The organism is Vogesella margarita (assembly GCF_028548475.1).
Classification (GTDB): Bacteria; Pseudomonadota; Gammaproteobacteria; order Burkholderiales; family Chromobacteriaceae; genus Vogesella; species Vogesella margarita.
The window spans coordinates 33347-58342 of record NZ_JAQQLE010000009.1; the positions used below are offsets into that span (position 1 = coordinate 33347).

24 protein-coding genes, 1 tRNA gene and 2 pseudogenes are annotated in these 24996 nt (G+C 59.1%); 16 read left to right on the top strand and 11 right to left on the bottom strand.

The annotated features are described in order from the left end of the window. The first annotated feature begins 7 nt into the window (after positions 1–7). A complete protein-coding gene (gene cysN / locus PQU96_RS10655) occupies positions 8–1444 on the top strand; it encodes a sulfate adenylyltransferase subunit CysN (protein ID WP_272772307.1) in 1437 nt (478 codons plus the stop codon). A 210-nt stretch (positions 1445–1654) separates the two neighbouring features. Next, positions 1655–3067 carry a sodium:proton antiporter gene (locus tag PQU96_RS10660; protein WP_272772308.1) on the top strand — a complete coding sequence of 471 codons (1413 nt, stop codon included), beginning with the start codon at positions 1655–1657 and terminating at the stop codon, positions 3065–3067. Positions 3068–3156: 89 nt separating this feature from the next. Here PQU96_RS10660 and coq7 read toward each other — a convergent pair whose 3' ends face one another. Continuing rightward, positions 3157–3777 (bottom strand): 2-polyprenyl-3-methyl-6-methoxy-1,4-benzoquinone monooxygenase, encoded by a 621-nt coding sequence (coq7, locus tag PQU96_RS10665; RefSeq protein ID WP_272772426.1) that lies wholly within the window; start codon positions 3775–3777, stop codon positions 3157–3159. A gap of 109 nt (positions 3778–3886) precedes the next feature. Here coq7 and ppa point away from each other — a divergent pair, with 109 nt between their 5' ends. The 3 genes from ppa to PQU96_RS10680 all read left to right on the top strand — a co-directional run bounded on the left by ppa (position 3887) and on the right by PQU96_RS10680 (position 6034). Beyond that, the gene (gene ppa, locus PQU96_RS10670; RefSeq protein WP_189353431.1) at positions 3887–4417 is read left to right on the top strand and encodes an inorganic diphosphatase; all 531 of its coding nucleotides are present in this window, start codon (positions 3887–3889) and stop codon (positions 4415–4417) included. Between the two features lie 71 nt (positions 4418–4488). After that, a complete protein-coding gene (locus PQU96_RS10675) occupies positions 4489–5382 on the top strand; it encodes a LysR family transcriptional regulator (RefSeq protein WP_272772309.1) in 894 nt (297 codons plus the stop codon). 7 nt (positions 5383–5389) lie between these two features. Then, on the top strand, positions 5390–6034 hold the full coding sequence (locus PQU96_RS10680) for a hypothetical protein (protein WP_272772310.1): 645 nt from the start codon (positions 5390–5392) through the stop codon (positions 6032–6034). A gap of 71 nt (positions 6035–6105) precedes the next feature. Here the strand turns inward: PQU96_RS10680 and PQU96_RS10685 are convergent, their stop codons facing one another. Both PQU96_RS10685 and PQU96_RS10690 read right to left on the bottom strand, forming a co-directional pair. Further along, a complete protein-coding gene (locus PQU96_RS10685) occupies positions 6106–6456 on the bottom strand; it encodes a ComEA family DNA-binding protein (protein ID WP_272772311.1) in 351 nt (116 codons plus the stop codon). Between the two features lie 54 nt (positions 6457–6510). Then, a complete protein-coding gene (locus tag PQU96_RS10690; RefSeq protein WP_272772312.1) occupies positions 6511–7293 on the bottom strand; it encodes a cytochrome C assembly family protein in 783 nt (260 codons plus the stop codon). Positions 7294–7429: 136 nt separating this feature from the next. Here PQU96_RS10690 and ffh point away from each other — a divergent pair, with 136 nt between their 5' ends. The 3 genes from ffh (at position 7430) to purB (ending at position 11191) form a co-directional block, all read left to right on the top strand. Further along, the gene (gene ffh / locus PQU96_RS10695) at positions 7430–8785 is read left to right on the top strand and encodes a signal recognition particle protein (RefSeq protein ID WP_272772313.1); all 1356 of its coding nucleotides are present in this window, start codon (positions 7430–7432) and stop codon (positions 8783–8785) included. A gap of 56 nt (positions 8786–8841) precedes the next feature. After that, positions 8842–9741 (top strand): ATP-grasp domain-containing protein, encoded by a 900-nt coding sequence (locus PQU96_RS10700; RefSeq protein ID WP_272772314.1) that lies wholly within the window; start codon positions 8842–8844, stop codon positions 9739–9741. Positions 9742–9820: 79 nt separating this feature from the next. Then, positions 9821–11191 carry an adenylosuccinate lyase gene (purB, locus tag PQU96_RS10705; protein WP_272772427.1) on the top strand — a complete coding sequence of 457 codons (1371 nt, stop codon included), beginning with the start codon at positions 9821–9823 and terminating at the stop codon, positions 11189–11191. Between the two features lie 140 nt (positions 11192–11331). Here the strand turns inward: purB and PQU96_RS10710 are convergent. The 5 genes and pseudogenes from PQU96_RS10710 to PQU96_RS10730 form a co-directional block, all read right to left on the bottom strand. Continuing rightward, positions 11332–11408: transfer RNA gene (locus PQU96_RS10710), tRNA-Met, on the bottom strand. A 44-nt stretch (positions 11409–11452) separates the two neighbouring features. Then, positions 11453–12271: an undecaprenyl-diphosphate phosphatase gene (locus tag PQU96_RS10715; RefSeq protein WP_272772315.1), complete on the bottom strand. Its 819-nt coding sequence runs from the start codon at positions 12269–12271 to the stop codon at positions 11453–11455. Positions 12272–12345: 74 nt separating this feature from the next. Then, a complete protein-coding gene (locus PQU96_RS10720; RefSeq protein WP_272772316.1) occupies positions 12346–12954 on the bottom strand; it encodes a thiol:disulfide interchange protein DsbA/DsbL in 609 nt (202 codons plus the stop codon). 13 nt (positions 12955–12967) lie between these two features. Next, entirely contained in the window at positions 12968–13690 is a 723-nt protein-coding gene (locus tag PQU96_RS10725; RefSeq protein ID WP_272772317.1) for an SPOR domain-containing protein, read from the bottom strand. Continuing rightward, positions 13687–14355 (bottom strand): annotated as a pseudogene (locus PQU96_RS10730) (ATP-binding protein); the annotation flags it as partial. The pseudogene PQU96_RS10730 and the gene PQU96_RS10725, both read right to left, overlap by 4 nt. Positions 14356–14404: 49 nt before the next feature. Here PQU96_RS10730 and PQU96_RS10735 point away from each other — a divergent pair. From PQU96_RS10735 to PQU96_RS10755, 6 genes and pseudogenes are all read left to right on the top strand, one after another. Continuing rightward, entirely contained in the window at positions 14405–14896 is a 492-nt protein-coding gene (locus PQU96_RS10735) for a hypothetical protein (RefSeq protein ID WP_272772318.1), read from the top strand. 99 nt (positions 14897–14995) lie between these two features. After that, on the top strand, positions 14996–15721 hold the full coding sequence (locus PQU96_RS10740; protein WP_272772319.1) for a TnsA endonuclease N-terminal domain-containing protein: 726 nt from the start codon (positions 14996–14998) through the stop codon (positions 15719–15721). 3 nt (positions 15722–15724) lie between these two features. Beyond that, on the top strand, positions 15725–17632 hold the full coding sequence (locus PQU96_RS10745; RefSeq protein WP_272772321.1) for a TnsB C-terminal domain-containing protein: 1908 nt from the start codon (positions 15725–15727) through the stop codon (positions 17630–17632). A 5-nt stretch (positions 17633–17637) separates the two neighbouring features. Then, positions 17638–18531, top strand: coding sequence for a TniB family NTP-binding protein (locus PQU96_RS10750; protein WP_272772322.1), 894 nt, complete (start codon positions 17638–17640; stop codon positions 18529–18531). Next, a pseudogene (locus tag PQU96_RS15965) lies at positions 18491–18979 on the top strand (TniQ family protein); the annotation flags it as partial. The gene PQU96_RS10750 and the pseudogene PQU96_RS15965, both read left to right, overlap by 41 nt. A gap of 63 nt (positions 18980–19042) precedes the next feature. Further along, positions 19043–20050, top strand: a complete 1008-nt coding sequence (locus PQU96_RS10755; RefSeq protein ID WP_272772323.1) for a hypothetical protein — start codon at positions 19043–19045, stop codon at positions 20048–20050. Here the strand turns inward: PQU96_RS10755 and PQU96_RS10760 are convergent. Beyond that, positions 20041–20325: a helix-turn-helix domain-containing protein gene (locus PQU96_RS10760; RefSeq protein ID WP_272772324.1), complete on the bottom strand. Its 285-nt coding sequence runs from the start codon at positions 20323–20325 to the stop codon at positions 20041–20043. The genes PQU96_RS10755 and PQU96_RS10760 overlap by 10 nt on opposite strands. 152 nt (positions 20326–20477) lie before the next feature. Here PQU96_RS10760 and PQU96_RS10765 point away from each other — a divergent pair, with 152 nt between their 5' ends. Beyond that, positions 20478–21101: a hypothetical protein gene (locus PQU96_RS10765; protein ID WP_272772325.1), complete on the top strand. Its 624-nt coding sequence runs from the start codon at positions 20478–20480 to the stop codon at positions 21099–21101. Then, the gene (locus PQU96_RS10770) at positions 21058–22152 is read left to right on the top strand and encodes a helix-turn-helix domain-containing protein (protein ID WP_272772326.1); all 1095 of its coding nucleotides are present in this window, start codon (positions 21058–21060) and stop codon (positions 22150–22152) included. Before PQU96_RS10765 ends, PQU96_RS10770 begins: the two co-directional genes overlap by 44 nt. 211 nt (positions 22153–22363) lie before the next feature. Here PQU96_RS10770 and PQU96_RS10775 read toward each other — a convergent pair whose 3' ends face one another. Together PQU96_RS10775 and PQU96_RS10780 are read right to left on the bottom strand one after the other, a co-directional pair. Then, positions 22364–23599: a hypothetical protein gene (locus tag PQU96_RS10775; protein ID WP_272772327.1), complete on the bottom strand. Its 1236-nt coding sequence runs from the start codon at positions 23597–23599 to the stop codon at positions 22364–22366. Continuing rightward, positions 23583–24623 (bottom strand): nucleoid-associated protein, encoded by a 1041-nt coding sequence (locus tag PQU96_RS10780; RefSeq protein WP_272772328.1) that lies wholly within the window; start codon positions 24621–24623, stop codon positions 23583–23585. The genes PQU96_RS10775 and PQU96_RS10780 overlap by 17 nt, the downstream gene beginning before the upstream one ends. Positions 24624–24996 lie beyond the last annotated feature (373 nt).

A 24996-nucleotide genomic window follows, 5' to 3' on the forward strand; every position in this document is an offset into this window, starting at 1 on the left:
GACGCTCATGGCACACCAATCCGACCTGATCGCCAGCGACATCCTGGCGTACCTGAAGCAACACGAAAACAAGGACCTGCTGCGCTTCATCACCTGCGGCAACGTCGACGACGGCAAATCGACGCTGATCGGCCGCCTGCTGCACGACTCCAAGCTGATCTTCGAAGACCAGCTGGCGGCGATCCAGCGCGACTCCAAAAAGTACAACACCACCGACGAGGAGATCGACCTCGCCTTGCTGGTGGACGGCCTGCAGGCCGAGCGTGAGCAGGGCATCACCATCGATGTTGCCTACCGCTACTTCAGCACCGACCGCCGCAAGTTCATCATCGCCGACTGCCCGGGCCACGAGCAGTACACCCGCAACATGGCCACCGGCGCCTCCACCTGCAATCTGGCGGTGATCCTGATCGATGCCCGCTACGGCGTGCAGACCCAGACCCGCCGCCACAGCTACATCGTGAGCCTGCTGGGCATCAAGCACGTGGTGGTGGCCATCAACAAGATGGATCTGCTGGACTTCGACGAAGCGGTGTTCAACCGCATCCGCGACGAGTACCTCGCCTTTGCGGCCAACCTCGACATCGCCGATATCCGCTTCGTGCCGATCTCGGCGCTGCGCGGCGACAACGTGGTCACCGCCAGCGAGCGCACGCCGTGGTACGACGGCCAGACGCTGATGGGCATTCTCGACAGCGTCGAGATCGACCACGACGTGGCGCAGACCGCCTTCCGTCTGCCGGTGCAGTACGTGAACCGCCCGAACCTGGACTTCCGCGGTTTCTGCGGCACCGTCGCCAGCGGCGAGATCCGTCCCGGCGACCGCATCGTCGCGCTGCCGTCCGGCAAACAGAGCACGGTGGAAAACGTGGTGGTGCACGAGGGCAATCTCGACATGGCGCGCAGCGGCCAGGCCATCACCCTGACGCTGGCCGACGAGATCGACATCTCGCGCGGCGACATGATCGTGCGCGCCGACGAAGCTGCACCGACGGTCAGCCAGGCCATCGAGGCGCACCTGGTGTGGATGGACGAGAACCCGCTGGTGGTGGGCAAGGACTACGGCTTCAAGCTGGCCGGCAAGAACGTCACCGGTCGCGTCGAGCGCATCGTGCACCGCGTGGACGTGAACACGCTGGACGCGTTCGAGGCGGAAAAACTGCAGCTGAACGAGATCGGTCTGGTGCGCATCGCCTTCACCGCACCGGTGGTGTTCGACGCCTACAAAGCCTGCCGCGCCACCGGCAGCTTCATCGTCATCGACCGCCTGTCCAACGGCACCGCCGGTGCCGGCATGATCCGCGCCGCGGTGGCAGTGGACAGCGCCAGCCAGGACCAGAGCGACCTCGCCCGCCTGCGCGCGTTCGAAATCGAGTTCAACGCGCTGGTACGCAAGCACTTCCCGCACTGGGAGGCGAAGGACGTCAGCAAGCTGTTCGGCTGAACACAGCCGGGACATTGACACCACGACCAGCCCTGCGGCTGGTCGTTTTGTTTTGGGCGCACGCCGGATGCGGGGAACTTCCCGATGGCGCGGCGCCGGATGCGGCGGTTACAATTGCCGCCTTCCGGTTGTCTCCACACGAGCCAAAACAATCAAGGGTGCGCGCACTCGCCGGAAGCGCAGCGCGCCCTGCTCAACCCAGAGTCGAAAATGTCCCAACTCCGCTTGCTACGTCCTGTGCTGCCGCTGGCACTGACGCTGCTGCCGTCACTGGCCCACGCCAGCGTCAATGGCGCAGAACTCTCCATGCTGTGGGCCGTGCCCTTTGCCGGCCTGCTGTTAAGCATCGCCCTGATGCCGCTACTGGCCCCGGCCATCTGGCACCACCACTTCGGCAAGATCGCCGCCGGCTGGGCACTGGCCTTCGTGCTGCCGTTTGCGGCCAACCATGGTCTGGCCAGCGTCAGCCACGACATCCTGCACACCATGCTGCTGGAGTACGTGCCGTTCATCATCCTGCTGGTGGCGCTGTTCACCGTTGCCGGCGGCATTTTCATCAACGGCAACCTGCACGGCTCGCCACTGCTCAATAGCGGCGTGCTGGCTACCGGCACCGTGCTGGCCAGCTTCACCGGCACCACCGGCGCCTCGATGCTGCTGATCCGCCCGCTGTTGCGCGCCAACGACAACCGTCGCTACAAGACCCACGTGTTCGTGTTCTTCATCTTCCTGGTCGCCAATATCGGCGGCTCGCTGACGCCGCTGGGTGATCCGCCGCTGTTCCTCGGCTTCCTCAAGGGTGTCGGCTTCGGCTGGACCATGGAGCACATGCTGGTGCCGATGTTCAGTGCCAGCCTGATCCTGCTGCTGGTGTTCTTCGTGCTGGACAGCTACTTCTACAGCAAGGAAAGCGCGCAGACGCTGGCGCGCGACCCGACCCCGGACAGCCCGCTGCGCATCGAAGGCAAGCTGAACTTCCTGCTGCTGGGCGGCGTGGTGGCGGCGGTGCTGCTGTCCGGCGTGTGGCAGCCGGGCGTGGTGTGGCAGGTGTACGGCCTCGACATCGAGCTGCAGAACGTGGTGCGCGACGTGCTGTTGCTGGTCATGACCGGGCTGTCGCTGAAGCTGACGCCGCGCAGCTGCCGCGAGGCCAACGCCTTCAACTGGGGGCCGATGCTGGAGGTGGCCAAGCTGTTTGCCGGCATCTTCATCAGCATGATCCCGGTGCTGGCAATGCTGAAAGCCGGTACCGGCGGCGCCTTTGCCGGCCTGGTGCACATGGTGACCGCACCCGACGGCACGCCAGTCAACGTCGCCTACTTCTGGCTCACCGGCGCGCTGTCCAGCTTCCTCGACAATGCACCGACCTACCTGGTGTTCTTCAACCTCGCCGGCGGCGACGCGCAGCACCTGATGGCGACCGGTGCCAATACCCTGATGGCGATCTCGATGGGCGCGGTGTTCATGGGCGCCAACAGCTATATCGGCAACGCCCCCAACTTCATGGTGAAGGCGATCGCGGAAGAGCGCGGCGTGGCGATGCCGAGCTTCTTCGGCTACATCGGCTGGGCCTGTGCCTTCCTGATCCCGACCTTCCTGCTGCTCACCGTGCTGTTCTTCTGAAGCCGATGCCGCACTCGCGGCCAACCTTGCCCAAGGTTGGCCGCAAACAAAAAAGCCGCCCGAAGGCGGCTTTTTTCATGCGCTGACATTCACAAGCGGTAACTGCTCACCGTCATCAGCTTGGCGGACAGCTTCATCATGCCCTTCACCGGCAGCGGCAGCTCGGCCGCGCCCAGCTGCTGCGCCATATCGGCGTGCTTGAGCTCGTCGTCGCGCATCTGGCTGACGATGGCGCGGCTCTTGTCGTCCTGCGCCGGCAGTTCGCTGAGGTGGCTGTCGAGATGGGCGCCGACCTGGTGTTCGGTCTCCTGCAGGAAGCCGAGGTTCCACTTGTCGCCGAGCAGGCCGGCGGTGACGCCGATCGCCAGCGAGCCGGTGTACCACAGCGGGTTGAACAGGCTCGGGCGGCCGCCCAGCTCGCGGATGCGGCGCTCGGTCCACGCCAGGTGCTCCACCTCCTCGAACGCGGCGTGGCGCAGCGCCTCGCGCGCTGCCGGATCGCGCGCGGTCAGCGCCTGGCCCTGGTACAACGCCTGCGCGCACACCTCGCCGCAGTGGTTGACGCGCATCAGCCCCAGCGCGTGGCGTTTGTCTTCGGTGGACAGCTCCGCCTCGTCGACATCGTGGTCGGGATGCGGGCGGGCACTGCTGGCCGGCGCAAACAGGGTGCGCAGGCCGCGGTCGAATTCGGAAATCAGCTTATCTAGCATCATGTGCGGTTATGGCCTTCATCAATAGACGCGATTATACCTCGGCTGGGCTGCTGGTATAATCACCGGGTTTATTCCTGATGACTCAACCGGAAAAGGACTTTCACGCATGAATATCGACCTCATCGGCCCGGGCAAGAACATGCCGAACGACGTTAACGTCGTTATCGAGATCACCGCCAACAGCGCCCCAATCAAGTACGAATTCGACAAGGAAAGCGGCGCGCTGTGCGTGGACCGTTTCATGGGCACCTCGATGTTCTACCCGGCCAACTACGGTTTCGTGCCGCAGACCATCGCCGGTGACGGCGACCCGGTCGACGTGCTGGTGGTGACTCCGTTCCCGCTGCCGCCGGGCGTGCTGATCCGCGTGCGCATGCTGGGCCTGATCAAGATGGAAGACGACGGCGGTGTCGACGCCAAGCTGATCGCGGTGCCGGTCGAAAAACTGTGCCCGATGTACAAGGACATCCAGAAGCTGGAAGACCTGCCGCAGCTGCTGCGCGACCAGATGGTGCACTTCTTCGAGCACTACAAGGATCTGGAAAAAGGCAAATGGGTCAAAATCCAGGGTTGGGGTACACTGGAAGATGCCACCCGCGAACTGGAAGAAGGCATCGAGCGCGCCAAGCAGGGTTGATCCCGTGATGGCCGACACAGCCGGTGGCACACGCCACCGGCTTTTTTCATTCCGTTTTCAGGCAGCCCTCCATGATCCGACTCTCCCTCGACGCCCTGCTGGTACTGGACGCCATTGACCGTCGCGGCAGTTTTGCCGCCGCCGCCGAGGCGCTGTTCCGCGTGCCGTCCGCCATCACCTACAGCGTGCAGAAGCTGGAGCAGGATCTGGGCGTGATGCTGTTCGACCGCAGCGGCCACAAGGCCAAGCTGACCTCGGCCGGGCGACTGCTGCTGCAGGAGGGGCGCACGCTGCTGGACTCGGCGGCGATGCTGGAACAGCGGGTGAAAACCCACGCCACCGGCTGGGAAGGCGAATTGCGCATCGCCATCTCCGAACTGCTGCCGTTCGCGCGCGTGATCGATCTGGTGCGCGAATTCGACGAACTGGGCGCGCAGACCGAGCTGCGCCTGACGCGCGAGAACTTCGGCGGCATGTGGGATGCGCTGATCGACGGCCGCGCCGACCTGACCATCGGCGCCCCGGACATGCCGGTGCAGGGCAACCTGTACTGCCGCGAGCTGGGTCACGCCGCCTTCGGCTTTTGCGTCGCGCCGTCGCACCCGCTGGCACAGGCGGCAGAGCCGATCCCGGCGCACGAGCTGCGCAAGCACCGCATCATCGTGCTGGCCGACAGCTCGCGTACGCTGACGCCGCGCAGCGCCTCGATCCAGGAAGGCCAGACGCGACTGACCGTATCCAGCCTGGACGACAAGATCAATATGCAGTGCGCCGGCCTCGGTATCGGTTTTTTGCCACTGCAGCATGTGCAAAAACCGCTGGCTGACGGTCGTTTGCTGCTCAAGGCAGTGGAAGATGCGCGCGATCCCGTGCCACTATATTACGCATGGCAAACCAAGGAACCGGGGCAGGCGATGGCCTGGTTCCTGCAGCGTTTGCGCGACTTTGACTGGCACCTACTGTAAACACCGGATGGAACTGCCCGCCTCTCCCGCCACCACCCTCGACGCGTTGCAGCAGCGGCTGGCCGACTGCGGCCTGCAGCCGGCGGCCAGTCGCCACGGCACGGCGCTGTGCTGGCAGGGCTTGCGCCTGGGCGGCGGCAGCGACGCGGACATCGACGTCGAGCTGGCAGTCACCCCGCACCCGTCGGCGCGGCAATACGGTTTCATGCTCTTCGTCGGCTGCACCCCGGCCTTGCGCGAGCAGGCGCGCCCGCTGCTGGACGCACTCGCCCCGGCCGCCGGCGCCTGGCTGTGGTGCGGCCCACGCGGTGCCGGCCGCTTCTGCCAGCGCGTGTTCGACGCCTTCCTCTACATCAACGGCCCGCTGCTGCACGAAACGATGCGACACGGTCAGACCCAGCCGGACTGGCCGGCATTCTTCGCCAGCCAGCTGCAGCTGGGACAGCAGCTGCTGGCACTGGCGCGGCAGTACCGCCGCGCGCAGCACGATGACAGCCAGCCGGAGCTGGGCGCGCTGCTACAGGAATTCGCACGGCCTCCGCTACTGCACAGCCACTACGCGCTGACGCTGGCACGGCTGCTGGAGCTGGGCCTAGCCCAACAGCAGCTGACGCAAGGCATCTTCGAGCAGCTGCTGCGGCCGGCGCCCTGAGCCGACGGCCCGCACGCAAAAAACCCTGCACAGCGGTGCAGGGTTTTTGTTGGGTCTGACGAATGGTCAGCTTACGGTTTTTTTGCCGGAGCCGGTGCCGGCACCACAGTCGGTTTGGCGGTAGTCGCCGGTTTGGCTGCCGGAGCCTTGGTGGCGGCCTTGGCCGCACCAGCCCCGACCTGCAGATCCGCCTTCAGCTTTTCAAGGGTCTTGGCACCGATGCCCGGTACGTTTTCCAGATCGGCATAGCTCTTGAATGGGCCATTCTTGGTGCGATAGTCGATGATGGCCTTGGCCTTGACCGGGCCGATACCTTTCAGCGATTCCAGCTCCTGCTGGCTGGCAGTGTTGGCGTTGACAGCCGCGAGCGCTGCCACGGAGAACAGCAGGGACAGCAATGCAGCGAAGAAGAGTTTCATCATTTTGCTCCCATGATTGTTAATGACCGCGCCATCAATATCCCAAATAAATAAACATTAGCGCAAGACAAATTGCATGACGACCTTGGTTCCGATGTACGCCAGCAACAACAGCACGAAACCACCCAGCGTCCAGCGTATCGCCAGCCGGCCGCGCCAGCCGCGATACTTGCGGCCAACCAGCAAGGCGCCGAACACCAGCCAGGACGTCACCGCGAACACGGTCTTGTGGCTGAATACCGCCGGTTTGCCGAACACTTCCTCGGAAAAGAGTACGCCACTGGCCAGGCTGGCGGTCAATAGCAGGAAACCGGTTCCCAGCGTCTGGAACATCAGGTTTTCCATCACCATCAACGGCGGCAGCTTGCCGGACAGGCGCCCCGGCTTGCGCTCGTGCAGCGCCCGCTCCTGCATCAGCATCAGCATCGCGATCAGCGCCCCGATGGCAAACAGGCTGTAGGCCAGCAGCGACACCACCATATGCAGCAGAAAAGCGACATCGTTCACGGCGTAGGTATTGCGCGGCAGCGGCAGGATTTCCGCCAGCAGCACCGCGACAAATGCGACCGGCACCAGAAAGGTCTGCAGCCCTTCCATGCGCGAGAAATAGCTGCCGGTCCAGAAGATCAGCAACATCATCCACGACAGCAGCGACAGCGCGGTCCCCAACCCCAGACTCACCATGCCGCTGTGGGCAACCGGCAACGCCAGCACGATCGCATGCAGCAGCAGCAGCCCCCCCAGCAAGGAGTGCTCGATACCGGTCTGACGTGGCCACAGCACATGTCCGCGCCAGTGACCCAGGTAGTGAACCGCCAGGCCCAGGTAACCAAAAGTCAATAAAGTGACCAAGATGAAAAGTAATCCGCTCATGGAGGTGTGGCAGGTCTGCGAACCGGGGGCGGCTCGTGGTAAAATGAATGATTAAAGAGTCTACACCAAAGCAGCCCTTGCTTGGCAGACAGAAGGACACCGCATGCTCGACAACCTTACTTCCAGACTTACCAGTGCGCTGAAAACCATTCGTGGCCAGGCGCGCATCAGCGAAACCAACATCCAGGATGCCCTGCGCGAGGTGCGGCTGGCCTTGCTGGAGGCCGACGTCGCGCTTCCGGTCGTCAAGACTTTCATCGCCCAGGTCAAGGAACGTGCGCTGGGCCAGGAAGTGATGGGCAGCCTGACCCCGGGCCAGGCGCTGATCGGCATCGTCAACGACGAGCTGGTGCGACTGATGGGGGACAAGAACGACGCGCTGAACCTGGCCGCCGTGCCGCCGGCGATCGTGCTGATGGCCGGCCTGCAGGGCGCCGGCAAGACCACCACCGTCGGCAAGCTGTCCAAGCTGCTGAAGGAGACCCAGAAGAAGAAGATTCTGGTGGTCTCCGCCGACGTGTACCGTCCGGCAGCAATCGAACAGCTGAAGACGCTGGCCGAACAGGTTGGTGTCGAATTCTTCCCGTCGTCGCCGGACCAGAAGCCGCTGGACATCGCCGCCGCGGCGCTGGATCACGCCAAACGCCACCTGTTTGACGTGCTGATGGTCGATACCGCCGGCCGCCTCGCCATCGACGAGGCGATGATGGCCGAGATCAAGGCGCTGCACGGTTTCCTCAAACCGATCGAAACCCTGTTCGTGGTCGACGCGATGCAGGGTCAGGATGCGGTCAACACCGCCAAGGCCTTCAACGAGACCCTGCCGCTGACCGGTGTGATCCTGACCAAGATGGACGGCGACTCGCGTGGCGGTGCCGCGCTGTCGGTACGCCACATCACCGGCAAACCGATCAAGTTCATCGGTGTCGGCGAAAAGCTGACCGGCCTCGAGCCGTTCCACCCCGACCGCCTCGCCAGCCGCATTCTGGGCATGGGTGACGTGCTGTCGCTGATCGAAGATGTGCAGAAAGGCATCGACGAAAAAGAAGCGCAGGCGATGGCCAAGAAGCTGAAGTCCGGCAAGGGCTTCGACCTTGAGGACTTCAAGGCGCAGATGCAGCAAATGAAGAAGATGGGCGGCATGACCAGCCTGCTGGAAAAAATGCCGGGCGAGATCGGTCAGCTGGCCAAGGGCGTACAGGGCGCCGAGGCCGAGAAATCCATGCGCCGCATCGAGGGCATCATCAACTCGATGACCATGGAAGAGCGCCGCAAGCCGGAATTGCTGAAAGCCAGCCGCAAGCGCCGTATCGCCGCCGGCTCCGGTGTCAGCGTGCAGGAGGTCAACCGTCTGCTGAAGCAGTTCGAGCAGACCCAGAAGATGATGAAGCAGTTCTCGTCCAAGGGCGGGATCATGAAACTGATGAAGGGCATGAAAGGCATGATGCCTGGCATGTAAGGCAACGGCGGCCGGCGACGGCCGCCCCGTTTTTCATCTTGCACACGGATAGAGCTATGCATTACGACGTTGTCGTGCTGACCGATCACAAGCTGCTGGCGCTGGATGCCGCAGACTGGTACAGCCAGCAGGTACACACCGAGGACAATCTGGTACTGGCCGCGCTGGAACGACAAGGCCTCAAGGTTGGCCGCAAGGACTGGGCCGACCCGGCCTATGACTGGACGCAATGCCGCGCCGCCGTGTTCCGCAGCACCTGGGACTACTTCCACCGCTTTGCCGAGTTTTCGCCGTGGCTGGCCCGCGTCAGCCAGAGCACCCGCCTGTTCAACGAGGCCGGCCTGATCCACTGGAACATCGACAAGCACTACCTCGGCGCACTGGCCGAAGGCGACATCAACATCGTGCCGACCCTGTTCATCGAGCGCGGCGACCCGCGCTCGCTGGCGCACATCGTCGCCGAAAGCGGCTGGGAAGACGTGATCCTGAAGCCCACCGTTTCCGGCGCCGCCCGTCACACCTACCGCTTCCACGCACTCGACAGCGAACGGCACGAGTGCACCTTCGGCGAGCTGGTGGAACAGGAGGCGATGATGCTGCAGCCGTTCCAGCGCAGCATCCTGGAACAGGGCGAGCTGTCGCTGATGGTCATCGACGGCCAGTACACCCACGCCATCCGCAAGACCGCCAAGGCCGGCGACTTCCGCGTGCAGGACGACCACGGCGGCACCGTGCACCGCTTCGAGCCGTCCGCCGACGAGATCCTGTTCGCCGAAGCTGCCGTGGCGGCCGTGCCGTTCGACGTGCTATACGCCCGCGTCGACCTGATCCGCGACAACGACGGCGCACTGGCGATCATGGAACTGGAAATGATCGAGCCGGAGCTGTTCTTCCGCTTTTGCCCTGAAGCCGCCGACAAGCTGGCCGCCGGCATCGCACGCCGTCTGGCCGCCTGATTGCGGCCAACCTTGGTTCCCCTTTCTTTTTGAAGCAACCGGCCAGCCCCGCTGGCCAGCAACCTGGAAGCACTGAGTGATGAATCTGACAACGCTGACCGCCCTCTCCCCGCTCGACGGCCGCTACTCCGGCCAGGCCGAGCCACTGCGCGCCATTTTCTCCGAATTTGGCCTGATGAAAGCGCGCATCAAGGTCGAACTGGAATGGCTGAAAATGCTGGCAGCCGAACCGGGCATCGAGGAGGTAAAGCCGTTTTCCGCCGCCACCATCCGTGAAATCGACGACGTGATCGACAACTTCTCGATCCAGCACGGCGAAGAAGTGAAGGCGATCGAAGCCCGCACCAACCACGACGTGAAAGCGATCGAGTACTGGCTGAAAGAGCGCCTGTCCGGCAACCCGGAAGTGATGGCCGCCAGCGAATTCATCCACTTCGCCTGCACCTCGGAAGACATCAACAACCTGTCGCACGCGCTGATGCTGAAGACGGCCCGCAACACCGTGATGCTGCCGGCCGTGGACGAAGTAATCGCCAAGCTGTCGCAGCTGGCGCACGACCAGGCCGCCATCCCGATGATGAGCCGCACCCACGGCCAGCCAGCCACCCCGTCCACCATGGGCAAGGAACTGGCCAACGTGGTGTACCGCCTCAAGCGCCAGCGCGAACAGCTGGTGAAGCAGGAACTGCTGGGCAAGATCAACGGCGCCGTCGGCAACTACAACGCCCACATCGTCGCCTACCCGGACGTGGACTGGGAAAGCCTGGCCGGCCGCTTCGTGACCGGCCTGGGTCTGACCTTCAACCCGTACACCATCCAGATCGAGCCGCACGACTACATGGCCGAGCTGTACCAGCAACTGTCACGCATCAACACCATCCTGATCGACCTGGATCGCGACATCTGGGGCTACATCTCGCTGGGCTACTTCAAGCAGAAGGTGAAGAAGGACGAAGTCGGCAGCTCGACCATGCCGCACAAGGTCAACCCGATCGACTTCGAAAACTCGGAAGGCAACCTGGGCCTGGCCAACGCCGTGCTGGGCCACCTGGCCGAGAAGCTGCCGCTGTCGCGCTGGCAGCGTGACCTGACCGACTCCACCGTGCTGCGCAATATGGGCGTCGGCTTCGGCTACACCCTGCTGGGCTTCAAGGCACTGATGAAGGGTCTCAACAAGCTGGAGATCAACCCGGCGATGCTGGCTTCCGATCTGGACGCCACCTGGGAGCTGCTGGCCGAGCCGATCCAGACCGTAATGCGCCGCTACGGCGTGCCTAACCCGTACGAGCAGCTGAAAGAGCTGACCCGCGGCAAGGACGGTATCACCCGTGAAACCCTGTCCGCCTTCATCAAGGGTCTGGAAATTCCGGAAGCGGAAAAAGTCCGCCTGCTGGAGCTAACCCCGGCCGGCTACGTCGGCAAGGCGGAAGAGCTGGCCCGTCGCATCTGAGTTGCGGCCAACCTTGCAGGCAAAAAGCCACCCGTCGGGTGGCTTTTTTCATGCGTGCACCAGAATGTCCGGCCGTGCGCACAAAAATCGTGCACGACAAAAAGCCGTCAATCTGACTTATTGACGGCTTTTAAAATCCTTGGTTGCGGGAGCAGGATTTGAACCTACGACCTTCGGGTTATGAGCCCGACGAGCTACCAGACTGCTCCATCCCGCGACTGAGAAAAACATGATACCCTGCCCGACCACTACCGTCAAGCATTAAACACTCCAACTTACCCAACCCCAGTACCAGGTCGCGAGGATGACCACACCGAACACGATACGGTACCAGGCAAACACCTCGTAGGTATGCGTGGCGATGAAGCGCACCAGGGTGCGCACCGCCAGCAAGGCACTGATAAAGGCGGCCACAAAGCCGACCGCGAACATCGGCAATTCAGACAGCGACAGCACGTCACGGTGCTTGTACAGGTCGTAGAAGGTTGCGGCAAACATGGTCGGCACCGCCAGGAAGAAGGAAAACTCGGCGGCAACCTTGCGATCCAGCCCGAAGAACATCCCGCCGATGATGGTGGCGCCGGAGCGCGAGGTGCCCGGAATCATCGCCAGCACCTGGGCACAACCGACCTTCAGCGCGTCACGCCAACCGATGTCATCCACCTGGTGCACCCGTGTGGTGTGGGTGCGGCGCTCGGCGTACAGGATCAGCAAGCCGCCAACGATCAAGGCCGTGGCGACGCTGACCGGGTTGAAGAAGTAGTACTTGATCTGCTTGATGAACAGCAGCCCCATCACCGCCGCCGGCAGGAACGCCACCAGCAGGTTCAGCGCGAAACGTTGCGCCTTGGGGTCGGAACGCAAGCCGGTGGCGACGCTGACAAAACGCTGCCGGTATTCGAACAGCACCGCCAGGATCGCCCCCAGCTGGATCGCCACTTCGAACACCTTGCCCTCGTTAAAGAAGCCGATCAGATCGCCGATCACGATCAGGTGGCCGGTACTGGATACCGGCAGGAACTCGGTCAAGCCCTCCACCACCCCCAACAACAATGCTTTCGCCAAAAACAGCCAGTCCACCACGCCCCCGATCTTTCACTTCAATAATAAAAGGGTCGTCCACAGACGACCCTTGAGTCAGCATCATGCCTTGCTTATTTGCCGCTCGCCACCTTGGCCACCAGCTCGTTGACCACCTGCAGCAGGCGTGCCGGCTCTGCCGGCTGTGCCATGTACTTGCCGCCCACCACGATCGCCGGCGTACCCTGTACCGCGTAATCGCGAGTCATCTTGCTGGCACGGGCCACCTGCGCGTTCACGCCAAACGACTTGTAGGTCTGCATGAAGCTGGCGGTATTGACGCCCTGGCTTGGCAGCCACTGACGCAGCTTGTCTTCCTCTGCCAGGTTGATATTCTTCTTCATCACCGCTTCAAACGCAGGCTGATGAAGCTTTTCCAATGTCTTGGTCGCATTGAAGGTGGCATACAGGCGGGCCAGCCCTTCCATCGGCTTGTTCCAGACGATCTGCTCGCGACGGAACTCTACATTGGCCGGCAGCTTCTTGCGCCAGGCTTCCAGCGCCGGATCCAGGTTGTAGCAATGAATGCAGGCGTAAGAGAAGAACTCGATCACTTCCACCTTGCCGGCGGCAACGGTAGGCTGCGGCTTGGCCAGCACGGTGTAGTCACGCCCCTCGACCAGTGCAGCATGCGCCAGTGACGACGACAGGAACAAAGCGGCTAAAACCCATTTTTTCATCATGAAATCCACTCGATTATTGTTTGGCTGACAACTTCACCACCACCACATCAATACCATCCTGCCGCAGGCGCTGACGCAAGGCGTCGACATCGGCAGCCCGTTCGAACGGGCCGATCCGCACCCGGTGAATCAGGCCCTTTCCCGGCACGTTGCTGGACAGAATGTTGGCCTCCACCCCCATCAACGCCAGCTTGGCCTTCATATTGTCGGCATCGCTTTCGTTATTGAACGCGCCAGCCTGCAAATAGATCTTGGCCGGTGTCGCTGTCGGACGCTCGGCACGGGCATCGGTTCCCTGCGCCGGATCGACCGGCACCGCTTCCAGTTGCCCCGGCAGGATCTTGTAAAAGTCAAAGCGCTGCTCGTCGTCCTTTGGCGCGACGGCGGCACTTTGCGATGCCGCCGCTTTCGGTGCCGTCACCACCGGCGCCGGTTGGGCTGTATCCAGTTTCGCCCCCGGTGCCAGCACCTCGGCAACCGGTTCCGATGCGGTTCCGCGCGCAGCCTGCAACCGTTCCAGATTGCTGTACGGCACGCTGGCCTTGTTCATGTAAAACGCCACGCCTATCGCCACACCGACGCCGACGATCAGGCCGACCAGTACGCCGGCCATCATGCCGCCACCGCCCTTGCTGCTGCCAGAGGGTTTGCGGGGGGCGCTGCGTACCTGCTTCAAATCTCGATTACTCATGAAACTCACTAAATGGAGGGTATTGCCAACAACACGGGGATTCAACGACTGCCAAAGCTGGCCAACCCTCGCCTGAATTGTACTGCCTGCAACAGATGCGCCCGCTCCGGACGGGCGTGCCCGCCAAGGTCTGCCAGCGTACGCGCAATGCGCAGCACCCGGAAATAGGCACGCGCCGACAAGTCCAGCTTGTCCAGCATCTGGTTCAGTAATGCACTGTCCGCCGCGGACAAGGGGCAGACCTCGGCCAGCTCCGCCGCATTCAACTCGGCATTGACCTTGCCTTGCCGTTGCAGCTGGCGCTCGCGCGCCACCTCTACCCGCTCGCGCACCACGCGACTGTCCTCACCGTCGGGCAAGGCCTGCAGCTCGTCGAGAGACAAACTGCCGACTTCCACCATCAGGTCAAAGCGATCCAGCAGCGGACCCGATATTTTAGCGCGATATCGGCTGACCTGCTCGGGCGTACAGCGACAAGGCTTGCGCGGATGGCCCAGATAGCCGCAGGGACAGGGATTCATCGCCGCCAGCAACTGGAAACGCGCGGGGTAGCTGACCTGTCGCGCGGCTCTGGAGATATGGATCTCGCCGCTCTCCAGCGGTTCCCGCAACACCTCCAATACTTTGCGATCGTATTCCGGTAGTTCGTCCAGAAACAGCACGCCGCGATGGGCAAGGCTGATCTCGCCGGGACGCGGATCGGAGCCGCCTGTTAATCCGTTCGATATTTGCGAATATCGACGGAAACAGGAGTGCTAAATGCGACTGACCCGTTTCCTTCGCCCCCTTGCCCAACCATTTGATATGGTTCGCAGGCTCTATTTCCTTTCCCAACGCCCATCATCATACGCTGACATCGACCCAGGTATCGCTCCACTAGTAGAGCAATTCGCCCAAATCCCTAGCGTCCAAACACTCGCATCATGCCAAGGACACCCGACTCGGCATAGATCTCCCTACATCTCTTTCAGTTCAACGGTTGAAATTGCTGAAGCCATTGACGCGCGAGTTCAAGGTGCACTTTCGCAAAATCAGCTCAACTACTACTGGTCGATAATGGGCGTCTTCAACCAAGACAGTCGACTGACCTTTCTCCTGTACTCACCTGAACTCAAAGTGCTCGCTCGTGGCACTTGGTCAGCCTTCTATCACCTTGGGCTATGCCGGCAGGCTGTCGAGCAGGACATCGAGACCATTGGTCAGCTCATCGCCGGAAAAAACTGTGTATCGCTTCCTGGAGCCCGACATTGAGCAGCTACCAGATGCCGACCACGGCAACCAGCATGAACACCATTCCAACAAAAAATACCAAAAAAATACTCTTTGTCATTCTACGAGGCAAATTTTAAGATGAGAACCTCTCAAGCATGGCTTCTCAATGTGGGCACTCCTGACGCGGTTCGGCGCATCCCGATCAATACCATCAGCCTGACCGGGGAAGTTCTCGGCAAAGAGTTTGAATCCTCTCTTGAGCGCGACCTGATCATGAAAGCAGCCTGGAATCGCCAGCTCGACTGGTTCCAAGTGCAACCCGTCAAAATTCCCTTCCTCGACACCGATGGCAAACAGCGCAGCTATACGCCAGACCTGCTGATCAGCTTCATCCCTGATGCGATTACCGGCTTACCGGTCCGCCGCCCCTTGCTCTGCGAAGTGAAATATCTCGATGACCTCCGGCGCAATTGGCCAGAGCTGAAGCCCAAGTTCAGAGCGGCTCGCGCCTATGCACGTGAGCGCGGCTGGGAATTCAAGATCTTTACCGAGAAGCGCGTCCGCGATGGTCTGCTGCAGAACATTCAGTTCCTGTGGTCTTACCGGTTTGCCGCGGACCATCACGGCCATCGCGACCGGCTGATTCGCATGCTGGATGATATGGAGGAGACCAGCATCGCAGGACTGCTAGAGGCCTGCTACCTCCCAAGCAACCGTTACGGCCGCGGCGAAGGTCAGTGGACGTTATGGTGCCTGATTGCCAAGCAAACCATCCTGTGCGATCTGAGCCTTCCTCTATCAATGGAGACCCGCGTCTGGCTCACTCCAATACTTCAGGCCGACGATGCCGGTGACGAGGACTAACTGATGGCAACACTTCCTTTACTCCGTTTGCTACCCGGAGCCGTAGTCTATGACAGTGAGCGTCAGCGTTACGTCATCGTTGACCTGCTCAATGTTTCAATGGTTCTGGTGGAGGACGACCAAGGGCGGCGTAGAGCCAAGGCGGCGGTCATGTTGACCCCCGACCTCACCCCCACCCAAGCCAATCACTCTCACGGCGATTTGCTCACCATCCCACGCGATGAATGGGAGCGCGCCTGCAGAATTGCTACAGCACTTCAGCCGCTGGTCGAGAAGGGACGCCACAAGCGCACGCGGGATGAAGTAAAAGCCTTGGCAGACCAGCTGGGTAAGCATCAAGCCACGGTTTACCGCTGGTTGATCGATTACGAGAGCACAGGACTGGTCTCATGCCTGTTACGTAAGATCCGCAAGGACAAAGGCGACAAGCATCTCGACCCTCGGGTCGAAGCTATCATTCAGACCTGTATCGAGACCCTTTACCTCACTAATCAGTGCCGTACTGCGGCCAGCACAGCACGGGAAGTACAGAGTCGCTGCAAGAAGGAAAACCTGCCACCCCCAGATCCGAACACGGTGCGCAGTCGTATCCTGGCGATCGATGACAGCTTGCGGATGCGTAAACGCGAGGGTTACAAAGCCGCCAATGAACGGTACCAGCCAATTCTGGGCAACTTCCCAGGGGCCGACTTCCCGCTGGCCGTCGTGCAAATCGACCACACGCCGATGGACGTTATCGTGGTCGACGAGGTCCACCGCCTGCCGATCGGCCGCCCTTATTTGACGCTCGCAATCGATGTCTACAGCAAGATGGTGGTCGGTTTTTACATCTCCCTGGACCCACCGGGTGCGCTCTCGACCGGCCTGTGCATCTCTCGCGCCATCCTGAGCAAAGAGACCTACCTGCAGCAGTTGGGCATCGATGACTTGGAGTGGCCATGCTGGGGGGTGATGCGGACGATTCATACCGATAACGCCAAGGAGTTCCGAGGCACGATGCTGGGCCGAGCTGCCACAGAGTACGGCATCATCCCGCAGCGACGCCCCAAGGGCCGCCCTCAATACGGTGGGCATATTGAGCGGGCCTTCCGCACCTACATGAGCGAGGTGCACAACGAGATCCCAGGAACGACCTTCTCTAACCCCAAGAAACGGCGCGACTACGATTCTGAGGGCAATGCCGTCATGACCCTGGACGCCCTCGAGTTTTGGTTCACCCTGTTCTTGCTGGGCGTGTTTCATCAACGCCCCCACTCCGGTAATGAAGGACGTCCGCCAACGGTGCAATGGGAATTGGGCATCTTTGGCAATGGCTCAACCGTACTGGGACGTGGCATTCCTGCTCGAGTCCCTGACGAGGACAAACTGCGCCTGGATTTCCTGCCTTTCGTCGAGCGTACCGTGCAGGAATATGGCGTGGCTTTCGAGTGCGTGGAGTACTGGTCAGATGCCTTGCGACGTTTCATCCATGCCAAGGCGCCAGACAGCCAGAAGATGAAGCGCTTATTCGTATGTCGCTACGACCCACGCGACCTGAGCCGCCTCTGGTTTTTTGATCCAGAGAGCAAGGTCTATATCGAGCTGCCCTACCGTAACCTGACCCGGCCTTCGATCAGCTTGTGGGAATTGCGGCTGGCAAAGAAACAGCTCCGAGAGGAATCCATGTCCTCGACCAATGAGGAGCTGATTTTCCGGACGGTTGATCGGATGCGCGCGCTGGTTTCGAGCGAGTCGCAAAAAACCAAGGCGGCGCGGCGGCTGCAGCAACGCCAAAAGGGCTGGAAAAAACAACGCAAGGAGACCGCTGCGGCGCCGGTCACGCCGGCACCGAAGTCAGCATCAGCACCGACTCCCTCCACGTCGTCAGATACTGATGACTTTCTCCCCTTTGACGACATCCGGGAAGTCTAATTGTCATGACCCAGCCCTCACGCAAGCTGTCACCACGCGCCACAGCCCTATTGTCGGCTTCCGATCAGGAGCGCATCGCCCATATCAATCATCCTTTGTTCATTAACTATCCGCGGGCAAGTGAGTTGCTGGCAGAGATGGAAGACTTGCTGGAGCACCCGCGTACTAATCGGATGCCCAATCTACTGTTGGTCGGACGCTCCAACAACGGCAAGACCGAGATCCTGAGTGAGTTCATGAAGCGTCATCCGGCGGATGAACAACTCGACCAGGAAACAATCTATGCCCCGGTGATCTATATTCAAGCACCACCGGGACCAAGTGAGCACCTTTTCCTCAACAAGATGCTGCTGATGCTGGGGATTGTCGTAAAGGTGAATGAGACGCCCGATCGCAAGCTGCTGCAACTGATGGAGGTTATGCGTCAGATCGGTACCCGAGTGCTGCTGCTCGACGAGTTGAATGCCCTGTTGGCAGGCAGCGTCACTAAGCAACGTTTCTTCCTGAACATGCTCAAATACCTGAGCAACGAGCTGCAGATCTCGATCGTGGCAGCGGGGACCCAGGATGCGATTCAAGCGGTAAAAAGTGATGCACAGATCGAGAGTCGCTTTCCCTTGCGCCGGCTACCACGCTGGCAGGAAGGAGACAACTTCAGGCGACTGCTGGCCAGCTTCGAGTACACCCTGCCACTGAAGGAGGCCTCAAGCCTGCAAAAGGTTGACCTTGCTCGCAAACTGTTCGGCATGAGCGAGGGAGTAATTGGTGAGTTGTCGAATATCATTCGCAGTGCGGCACAACATGCTATCAAGACCGGTGAGGAACGTATCACCTCAGACGTGATCGACAATTGCCCTTATGTCACCCGTAAATCCGATCAAGGGGACGAGCCGCTCTGACCTCCTAGCGGGGTTGTCGGAGGGGCTTTGGCCCCTCCACCTTAAGCCCTTGCCTGACGAGCTACTCAGTTCTTGGCTCATCCGCCTCGCTCATGCCCATCAGCTTAAGACAGAGACTCTGTGCTCGATGCTATTTGGTAGCCGGAGTACGATCTGGAACCGGGACATCGACCGTCTTGCCCCGGTGCGGGTACTGACAGGACTTAGCCATGCCACCGGCACACCACTTCTTCAGGTTGAACAAACCACTTTACCGGCACTCGCGGGTCTGCTGTCCGGCTCAATTCCAGCCAATGGGCACGCGGCCTGGATTGTTCCGCTTAGCCTCCTCCATCGACGCCGACGCCGGCCCGGCTTAATGTATTGCCCAGCCTGCCTGTCCGAAGAGCAAGGACCGTATTATCGACGCCTCTGGCGTCTCGCCTGGGCGACGGTTTGTGTGAAGCACTGTTGCTTGTTGCAAGATACCTGCCCCGCTTGTGGCGCCGCAGTTTCGCCTCACAGAAACGATATGATCGGACGTGAGTTCATCCCCACCTCTACCACGCGCATCACTTGCCCCATCTGCCAACACCCACTGACGAAGCAGACTCTGATCTCAGCCAAACGCGAACTTGTCGACTTTCAGATCCTGCTAGAAAACGCACTGGGACAAGGCTTCATCGACTGGGGGGGCAACCCGAGCCTTCACTCTGTCCTCTTCTTTGACGGTTTACGTGCTCTGCTCTCTGGTGGTCTCCGCGCCATGAGGCGCAGTGACCCCACCCTGTCAGGTCGGGCGCCAATATTTGAGCGACGTCCGCTGGACGAGCGACGAGAGGGGATGCTGCTGCTTGGGCATTGGCTTGATCTCTGGCCTCAGAGATTCTTGGCCGAAGTCGAGCAAAATGGTTTCCGCTACTCGGAACTGACGAAGTGGCGCAGCCCGTTTCCCTACTGGTGCGATCAGGTACTCCACCCGCTGAACCAGCAGCAGGCCAAGACGGCCGACCTGGAGGCCGAAACGATCATGCACGTAGTGCTGAGGAAAAAAGGGAAATACAGTCTGCCAGCGGCCAGGCAGCTCGCCGGCAAAGACCTATCCAAGATCTGGCTGCGTTTGCACCCCAGACGAAAGCTGCCCCACGAAACGCTGGAAACCGCAGTGGTCGCGGTGGATCATCAAATCGCCGGAACCCTCGACTCAGCCGAACGCCTCAAGCTGCTGCGCACCAAATTCATGCTGGTTGGACGCTATGGACTTCAGCTGAGGCCATCTGCGCTTGCCTCCCTTACATTGGCAGGGATTTACCGCCTAGGGCTAACGATCCCGATCGTCAGTTTCTACGAGGTTCCTCGCACCCGAGAGCAAGCTGCAGCCTGGCTAGTCTGGTATTGGCACCGTGTTCGTCCTTTGACGAAACCAGTCAGAACAGAGAAGCGCCTCTTCACGGGGCTGGATACGGGAAGCGGTTTATCCGCCAGCAGTTGCAGCCTGTGGACCCAGCTTCCCACTTTCTGTCGCCGAGACTACGCCTGAACGTCCCCTGTGGCCGCCCCACGCAGCTGTTTCAACCTCCCCTCTCGCCAGCGCCGTAGTAATGCCACCTGATCCTGCTCTTCCAGCTGACAGAGCAGATCCAGCAACGCCCGCATCCCCAGTGGTTTATTTACACCTCGCAAGTACTCGGTGTAAGTGCGTCGACTGATACCAAGGCGCGCCGCCATCTCGTCTCGGGTGATGCGCTCGCCTTTGCCCGCCTCGAGCGTGTGGTGTACCTGTTTCACGAAAGTATGGAGTTGCATGTCAGCCACAAATACTCTTTTTCATATAACATGAATATGCCATATTCAGGCAGGTTTATGTACATTTTAGCGTCAATGGAATATAATCAGGAATAATTTGTAACCTATTTTGTAGTTGCAGCTATCATTGAGGTACCAAAACACCATTAAGGGACCTGTTGATGCCGCGTATCACTGCCGATGAAGCCGAACTGTTGTCGCCCTATCTGTCGGAGTTCACTGAAGTCATTCTGTTGGCTTGGACTGATTGGCTAACAAGCTCCATTGCAGCCCACATGCAACATAAGCGTGTGCGCGCCAACAACGTATGGAACCAAATGGTCACGCACGCCAAACGCCTCTTCGAAGGGAGGACGGGCATCCAAGTCGTGAAGGTTCGCAATACCTGGGATGGGCTTCTCATTGGCGAGCGCATCTTTGTACGTATGAAGAAGGGTAATGAGCAGCTTCTTTCCAGCAACGTACGCACCGCACTGTCACAGGCATTCAATGACCCCGAAGAGGATCTGTACAACGGCGTGGTCATGCTTGACCTGGTGTATGTCCTAGATAAGGTAGAAGCAGAAGTCGAGCGGGTCGCCCTCGTCCAGCGTGATCACGATCGTATCGTCTGGACGCTTGACCTTCTCAATGACGATGAGAACAAGCAGAATGTGCTACCTTTCGCCCCTCCACAGCCTGTGCAGGAAGAGCGATCGGTCGCAGATCGAGTGCTGCAGCCGCGTAGAGAAGAGCACGAAAATGAAGGAACACAGCAACAGCAGGATCGACGAGTTTCGTCCTGATCTTTTGGCGCTTCGGCGCCGCATGAATGGCATCAGCCAAACAGAACTGGCTGAGCGGGCCGGCATATCGCAGGGGACTTTGTCCAAATGGGAACAAGGTCTCCGCCCGGTCACCGAGGAAGGCATCGAGAAACTGGCACAGTCGCTAAACTGTCCAGTTTCTTTTTTCTGTCAGTCGGAGCGCGTCTATGGCGCCCCGATAAGCGCCCACCCGATGTACCGGAAGAAAGCATCGACAGGGCAAAAAGTCCTAGATCAACTGATCGCAGAGCTGAATGTGCGCATCAGCCACCTTCGCACTTTGCTGGAGAGCGTGGATCTCAGACCCGAGCTCCAGCTGCCGCATTACGATCCTGATGATTACGAAGGCGAGATCGCGCAAATCGCTGCCAACGTTCGCCGTGCCTGGTATGCCCCCAGTGGCCCGATCCCGGATCTGACGGAGTATGCAGAGCGGGCGGGGTGCATCGTCGTGCACTGCGAGATGGGTGATGCCAAGTTGGATGGCGTCAGCTATCAAGTCCCGGGATTGCCCCCGATGATCTTCCTCAACCGAGATCAACCAGCGGACCGCATGCGCTTTACCCTTGCCCACGAGATCGGGCACCTCGTCATGCACCCCTATCCCACGCTCCACATGGAAGACGAAGCCAACCAGTTTGCGTCGGCATTGCTGATGCCTGAAAGCGATATCGGTGCGGAACTGCGCGGACTGACAATTGAGAAAGCGGCCTACATGAAGCCATACTGGCGTGTCTCCATGGCAGCACTGATCTACCGCGCTCGTACGCTCAACCGAATAGATCAGTCCAAGTACGAATACATGTGGCGGCAGATGTCGTTCAAAGGTTTCCGGACACGAGAGCCTGAGAGCCTGGACTTCCCCAAGGAGCGGCCGAGCGTAATGCCCGCCCTACTTGAGAACATGACCAAGAATATGGGCTATAGCCTCGAAGAATTGGCCGCCATCTTGCATCTGCATCTCAAGGAAGTCGTCCGGCTGTACGGTCTCACCGCTCCAAATCGCCCTTCGTTGCACGTTATCAAATAGGATGCTCCAACTTGCCATCTCGACGCAGAAAAAACACATCGGGAGGAGGCCATCCCATTTGATTCAGATCAGCACTGTTATAGTGGGCATGTACTCACCAATAGTGAGCTTGCCACCATGGTCTGCAATCATGTTTTGAGGGGAAATTTAAGACGCTTTAAGTATTTCCAGGTCTAAGACGCGCTTGATTCTGGGCCTTGAAAAGCTGAAATTACCGCGTAAATTTTTCAGGAAAGTACCTTTTTATAACCCAGATTAGAATATCCCAAGCAAGAAGTGAAGAAGAAACCCCCAAGCCCCATTGTAGTGATTCAATCATCAAAGGCTCAGGCACCGAGAAGTGTAAGAGCATGTAAGTTGTTACTGCAAGTGCAAGTGTGACTAACATGCTCACAACCTTGATCAGCATTTCTTGGTGGTTATATCGCAGGTCAAGCTGCTTGTACGATTCTTGAAAGCGCTCAGCGACTGAATGGTATTTTCCTCTAATCTGCTCCCACTGCTGGTCAATTTCCTGCTTGACTGCATGCAGGGTATGGCGTTGGTTTCTTACCAATAAAGTCATTAAGATTGCAAAGACCAAAACCCCAAGCCAGATCAAGACATTTTTGCCAGTCCAGTCATGACTGTTTTCCATCTGACCGCCAGCTAGAATCAGGGCAGCTGGCACGGCAAGCAACTGGTTCTGGATGTCAGAAAAGACCTTATTCAGCTTGATGGTGGCATCCAACTTCTCTTTCTCGATCAGCTCTTTGACTTTCTGGAACGAAAATTCAGAAACATAGAGCTGGTAACTGGCATGCACTTTCTCCATGAAGTCACGGAATTGTACCAACAGTTCAGCGAAGGGAACTCGGCCCCTGCCGGCAAACATCTCGAGTAATACTGTCTTGACGATGGTTTTCTTTTGTTCTTTGTGCGTTGTCGACTCGATAAAGTCAGATTGAAAGCCAACTATACCTGGAAGCTCGCGCAAGTCGCTTATCGTGTACTCTGGGGCAAGTTCAATCTTTTCTTTGTGAAGAAAAATTAGAGATTTGGCACTACCAACGCCCCCCTGATGGTCGGCAGCTTGACCAAGAAGCGAATACAACTTTGCTGCTGCTAGATAGTGCTGTACAGATTGAGCGAGCGCAGGTGCATCACCTTCACATAGACAATCGTCATCAGCCAAATAGAAACGGGAAGGTGGCAGGATTCGCCTACTTGGAGCTTCGATCAGTTCCTCTAGCGATCTAAAAAAATCCGCTGGCAGACTGAACTCCACGCTGTTTTGACGCGTGTTCGGCGCTACCAACAATCCTGCGGTATCGAGTGCAGATTCTACTTCTTCAAAGGCTAGCTCTGCCGGTACCTTTCCTGCGACTTGACGCCCATGCATCGCAATATGCTGCAGCTTTTTATGCAGCAAGATTGCGAGTTCGAGCGGATCAGTCGGCAGGGGCATTGTTATCTCTGGGTTTATGTTTGTGAATTAGATCAACCAAGTCCTGCGGGATGTCTCTGATGATCAGGAAGTTATGATCCTCATCGTAATCGACCCGATCTGCCAACAGGTCGGCAACATCGAAACTGACCTTGATGCTACCGACCTTACCGTTGATTCGCTTGAATCGGCTATAGGTAGTTTTGTGTGGCTTGAAGGTCTCACTTACCTCATAGCCCTGCTCGCGGACGTACTCGGCAAAAACGGCTGGCTGTTGGTCAAAAATGTGAGCAGAAAGTGCAGTCAGGTTGACTGGCTCACCCACCCGATCCTTCTCTTCGCAATACTCATAAGTACGGTTTCGTGCCGCGTAGCGCTGTTCTGGCGTCCAGCCCTGAGCCTCGCAAAAGTCATCTACAGCGGCCATCAGCTGGGTCGTATTATGCTTAGAGTCCGTGTACTCGGTACACCCTAACGCTGCACGGAAGTAGCGGGAAACATCCTCGCCGCCTTGACGCTTCTTGACAAAGGATAGGTAAGGCTGTGTGTTCGCCTGCCACTTGGCGAGGTCGACCCGAGCGGCTTCATGCAGGTGATCAATATCAAAGCTCAAGGTATCGCTTAGTTCTAGCGTTTGCTCATCAATCCCAGTGCCTGGTTTGAGCTTAAGCATTGCCACCAGAAGCCAGTCCTTCTCTTGGCTCGTATAGCGCAGAAAGAGAGCATACCCACCAGTCGCAAAAGGCTCTTCTCCCATCTTGGCAGCAATAAGCCTAGTTGTATTTTGACTGAAGGGGATGTGGTCATGGCCATTGAGAACGTGATTACGCAGCAATACCGGGAAGGGGTAAACCACTTCATCTGCATCAAACGTACCATAGCCATTCGTTGCCTTGCCATAGATGCGTAATATGTCTGCAGCAGTACGCTCAAGCCGTTCGTCAATGGCGAGAAGATCGGTACGCACCTCTACCGTAGCCGCCCCAGCGCCACTACTTCCTTTGGCCTTCTTAATCCGATGCAAGACAGCTTCTTGGATTTGCATAAATGATGGCTTCTCGTTGGTTTAGAACAGCCACTCAACGACTTCGTCATGTTGAAGCTGATCTACTGTGGGATTACTGCGGTGCTTTGCCCCTGAACTATGTAACAGAGCCGACCTCGGTTTTCTTGGCACTCATTACAGACTTAACCTTGCCGGCAGTTAGTTGGAGCTTCTCTATATCCGTAACTGGACGATACTTGTCATGTTAGCACAAAGGCATTACCAGCCGCGTTGGCAGAGGTTTTGCCATCAACAACGTACACCAAGCAGATTATTGGCCAGAGCGGTCACTCATGCTGTTGTGCTAGCATGGGTCGCTGAATTCAGATTAGATTGCACTATCTGTAAGTACGGAAAGATCGGTTTCTCTGAA

What these genes read in the sequence shown, in the direction of transcription:
- cysN (WP_272772307.1), top strand. Translation starts at nt 8, where the DNA reads ATGGCACACCAATCCGACCTGATCGCCAGCGACATCCTGGCGTACCTG.
- PQU96_RS10660 (WP_272772308.1), top strand. Translation starts at nt 1,655, where the DNA reads ATGTCCCAACTCCGCTTGCTACGTCCTGTGCTGCCGCTGGCACTGACG.
- coq7 (WP_272772426.1), bottom strand. Translation starts at nt 3,777, where the DNA reads ATGCTAGATAAGCTGATTTCCGAATTCGACCGCGGCCTGCGCACCCTG.
- ppa (WP_189353431.1), top strand. Translation starts at nt 3,887, where the DNA reads ATGAATATCGACCTCATCGGCCCGGGCAAGAACATGCCGAACGACGTT.
- PQU96_RS10675 (WP_272772309.1), top strand. Translation starts at nt 4,489, where the DNA reads ATGATCCGACTCTCCCTCGACGCCCTGCTGGTACTGGACGCCATTGAC.
- PQU96_RS10680 (WP_272772310.1), top strand. Translation starts at nt 5,390, where the DNA reads ATGGAACTGCCCGCCTCTCCCGCCACCACCCTCGACGCGTTGCAGCAG.
- PQU96_RS10685 (WP_272772311.1), bottom strand. Translation starts at nt 6,456, where the DNA reads ATGATGAAACTCTTCTTCGCTGCATTGCTGTCCCTGCTGTTCTCCGTG.
- ffh (WP_272772313.1), top strand. Translation starts at nt 7,430, where the DNA reads ATGCTCGACAACCTTACTTCCAGACTTACCAGTGCGCTGAAAACCATT.
- PQU96_RS10700 (WP_272772314.1), top strand. Translation starts at nt 8,842, where the DNA reads ATGCATTACGACGTTGTCGTGCTGACCGATCACAAGCTGCTGGCGCTG.
- purB (WP_272772427.1), top strand. Translation starts at nt 9,821, where the DNA reads ATGAATCTGACAACGCTGACCGCCCTCTCCCCGCTCGACGGCCGCTAC.
- PQU96_RS10720 (WP_272772316.1), bottom strand. Translation starts at nt 12,954, where the DNA reads ATGATGAAAAAATGGGTTTTAGCCGCTTTGTTCCTGTCGTCGTCACTG.
- PQU96_RS10735 (WP_272772318.1), top strand. Translation starts at nt 14,405, where the DNA reads ATGCGACTGACCCGTTTCCTTCGCCCCCTTGCCCAACCATTTGATATG.
- PQU96_RS10740 (WP_272772319.1), top strand. Translation starts at nt 14,996, where the DNA reads ATGAGAACCTCTCAAGCATGGCTTCTCAATGTGGGCACTCCTGACGCG.
- PQU96_RS10745 (WP_272772321.1), top strand. Translation starts at nt 15,725, where the DNA reads ATGGCAACACTTCCTTTACTCCGTTTGCTACCCGGAGCCGTAGTCTAT.
- PQU96_RS10750 (WP_272772322.1), top strand. Translation starts at nt 17,638, where the DNA reads ATGACCCAGCCCTCACGCAAGCTGTCACCACGCGCCACAGCCCTATTG.
- PQU96_RS10755 (WP_272772323.1), top strand. Translation starts at nt 19,043, where the DNA reads ATGATCGGACGTGAGTTCATCCCCACCTCTACCACGCGCATCACTTGC.
- PQU96_RS10765 (WP_272772325.1), top strand. Translation starts at nt 20,478, where the DNA reads ATGCCGCGTATCACTGCCGATGAAGCCGAACTGTTGTCGCCCTATCTG.
- PQU96_RS10770 (WP_272772326.1), top strand. Translation starts at nt 21,058, where the DNA reads ATGAAGGAACACAGCAACAGCAGGATCGACGAGTTTCGTCCTGATCTT.
- PQU96_RS10775 (WP_272772327.1), bottom strand. Translation starts at nt 23,599, where the DNA reads ATGCCCCTGCCGACTGATCCGCTCGAACTCGCAATCTTGCTGCATAAA.
- PQU96_RS10780 (WP_272772328.1), bottom strand. Translation starts at nt 24,623, where the DNA reads ATGCAAATCCAAGAAGCTGTCTTGCATCGGATTAAGAAGGCCAAAGGA.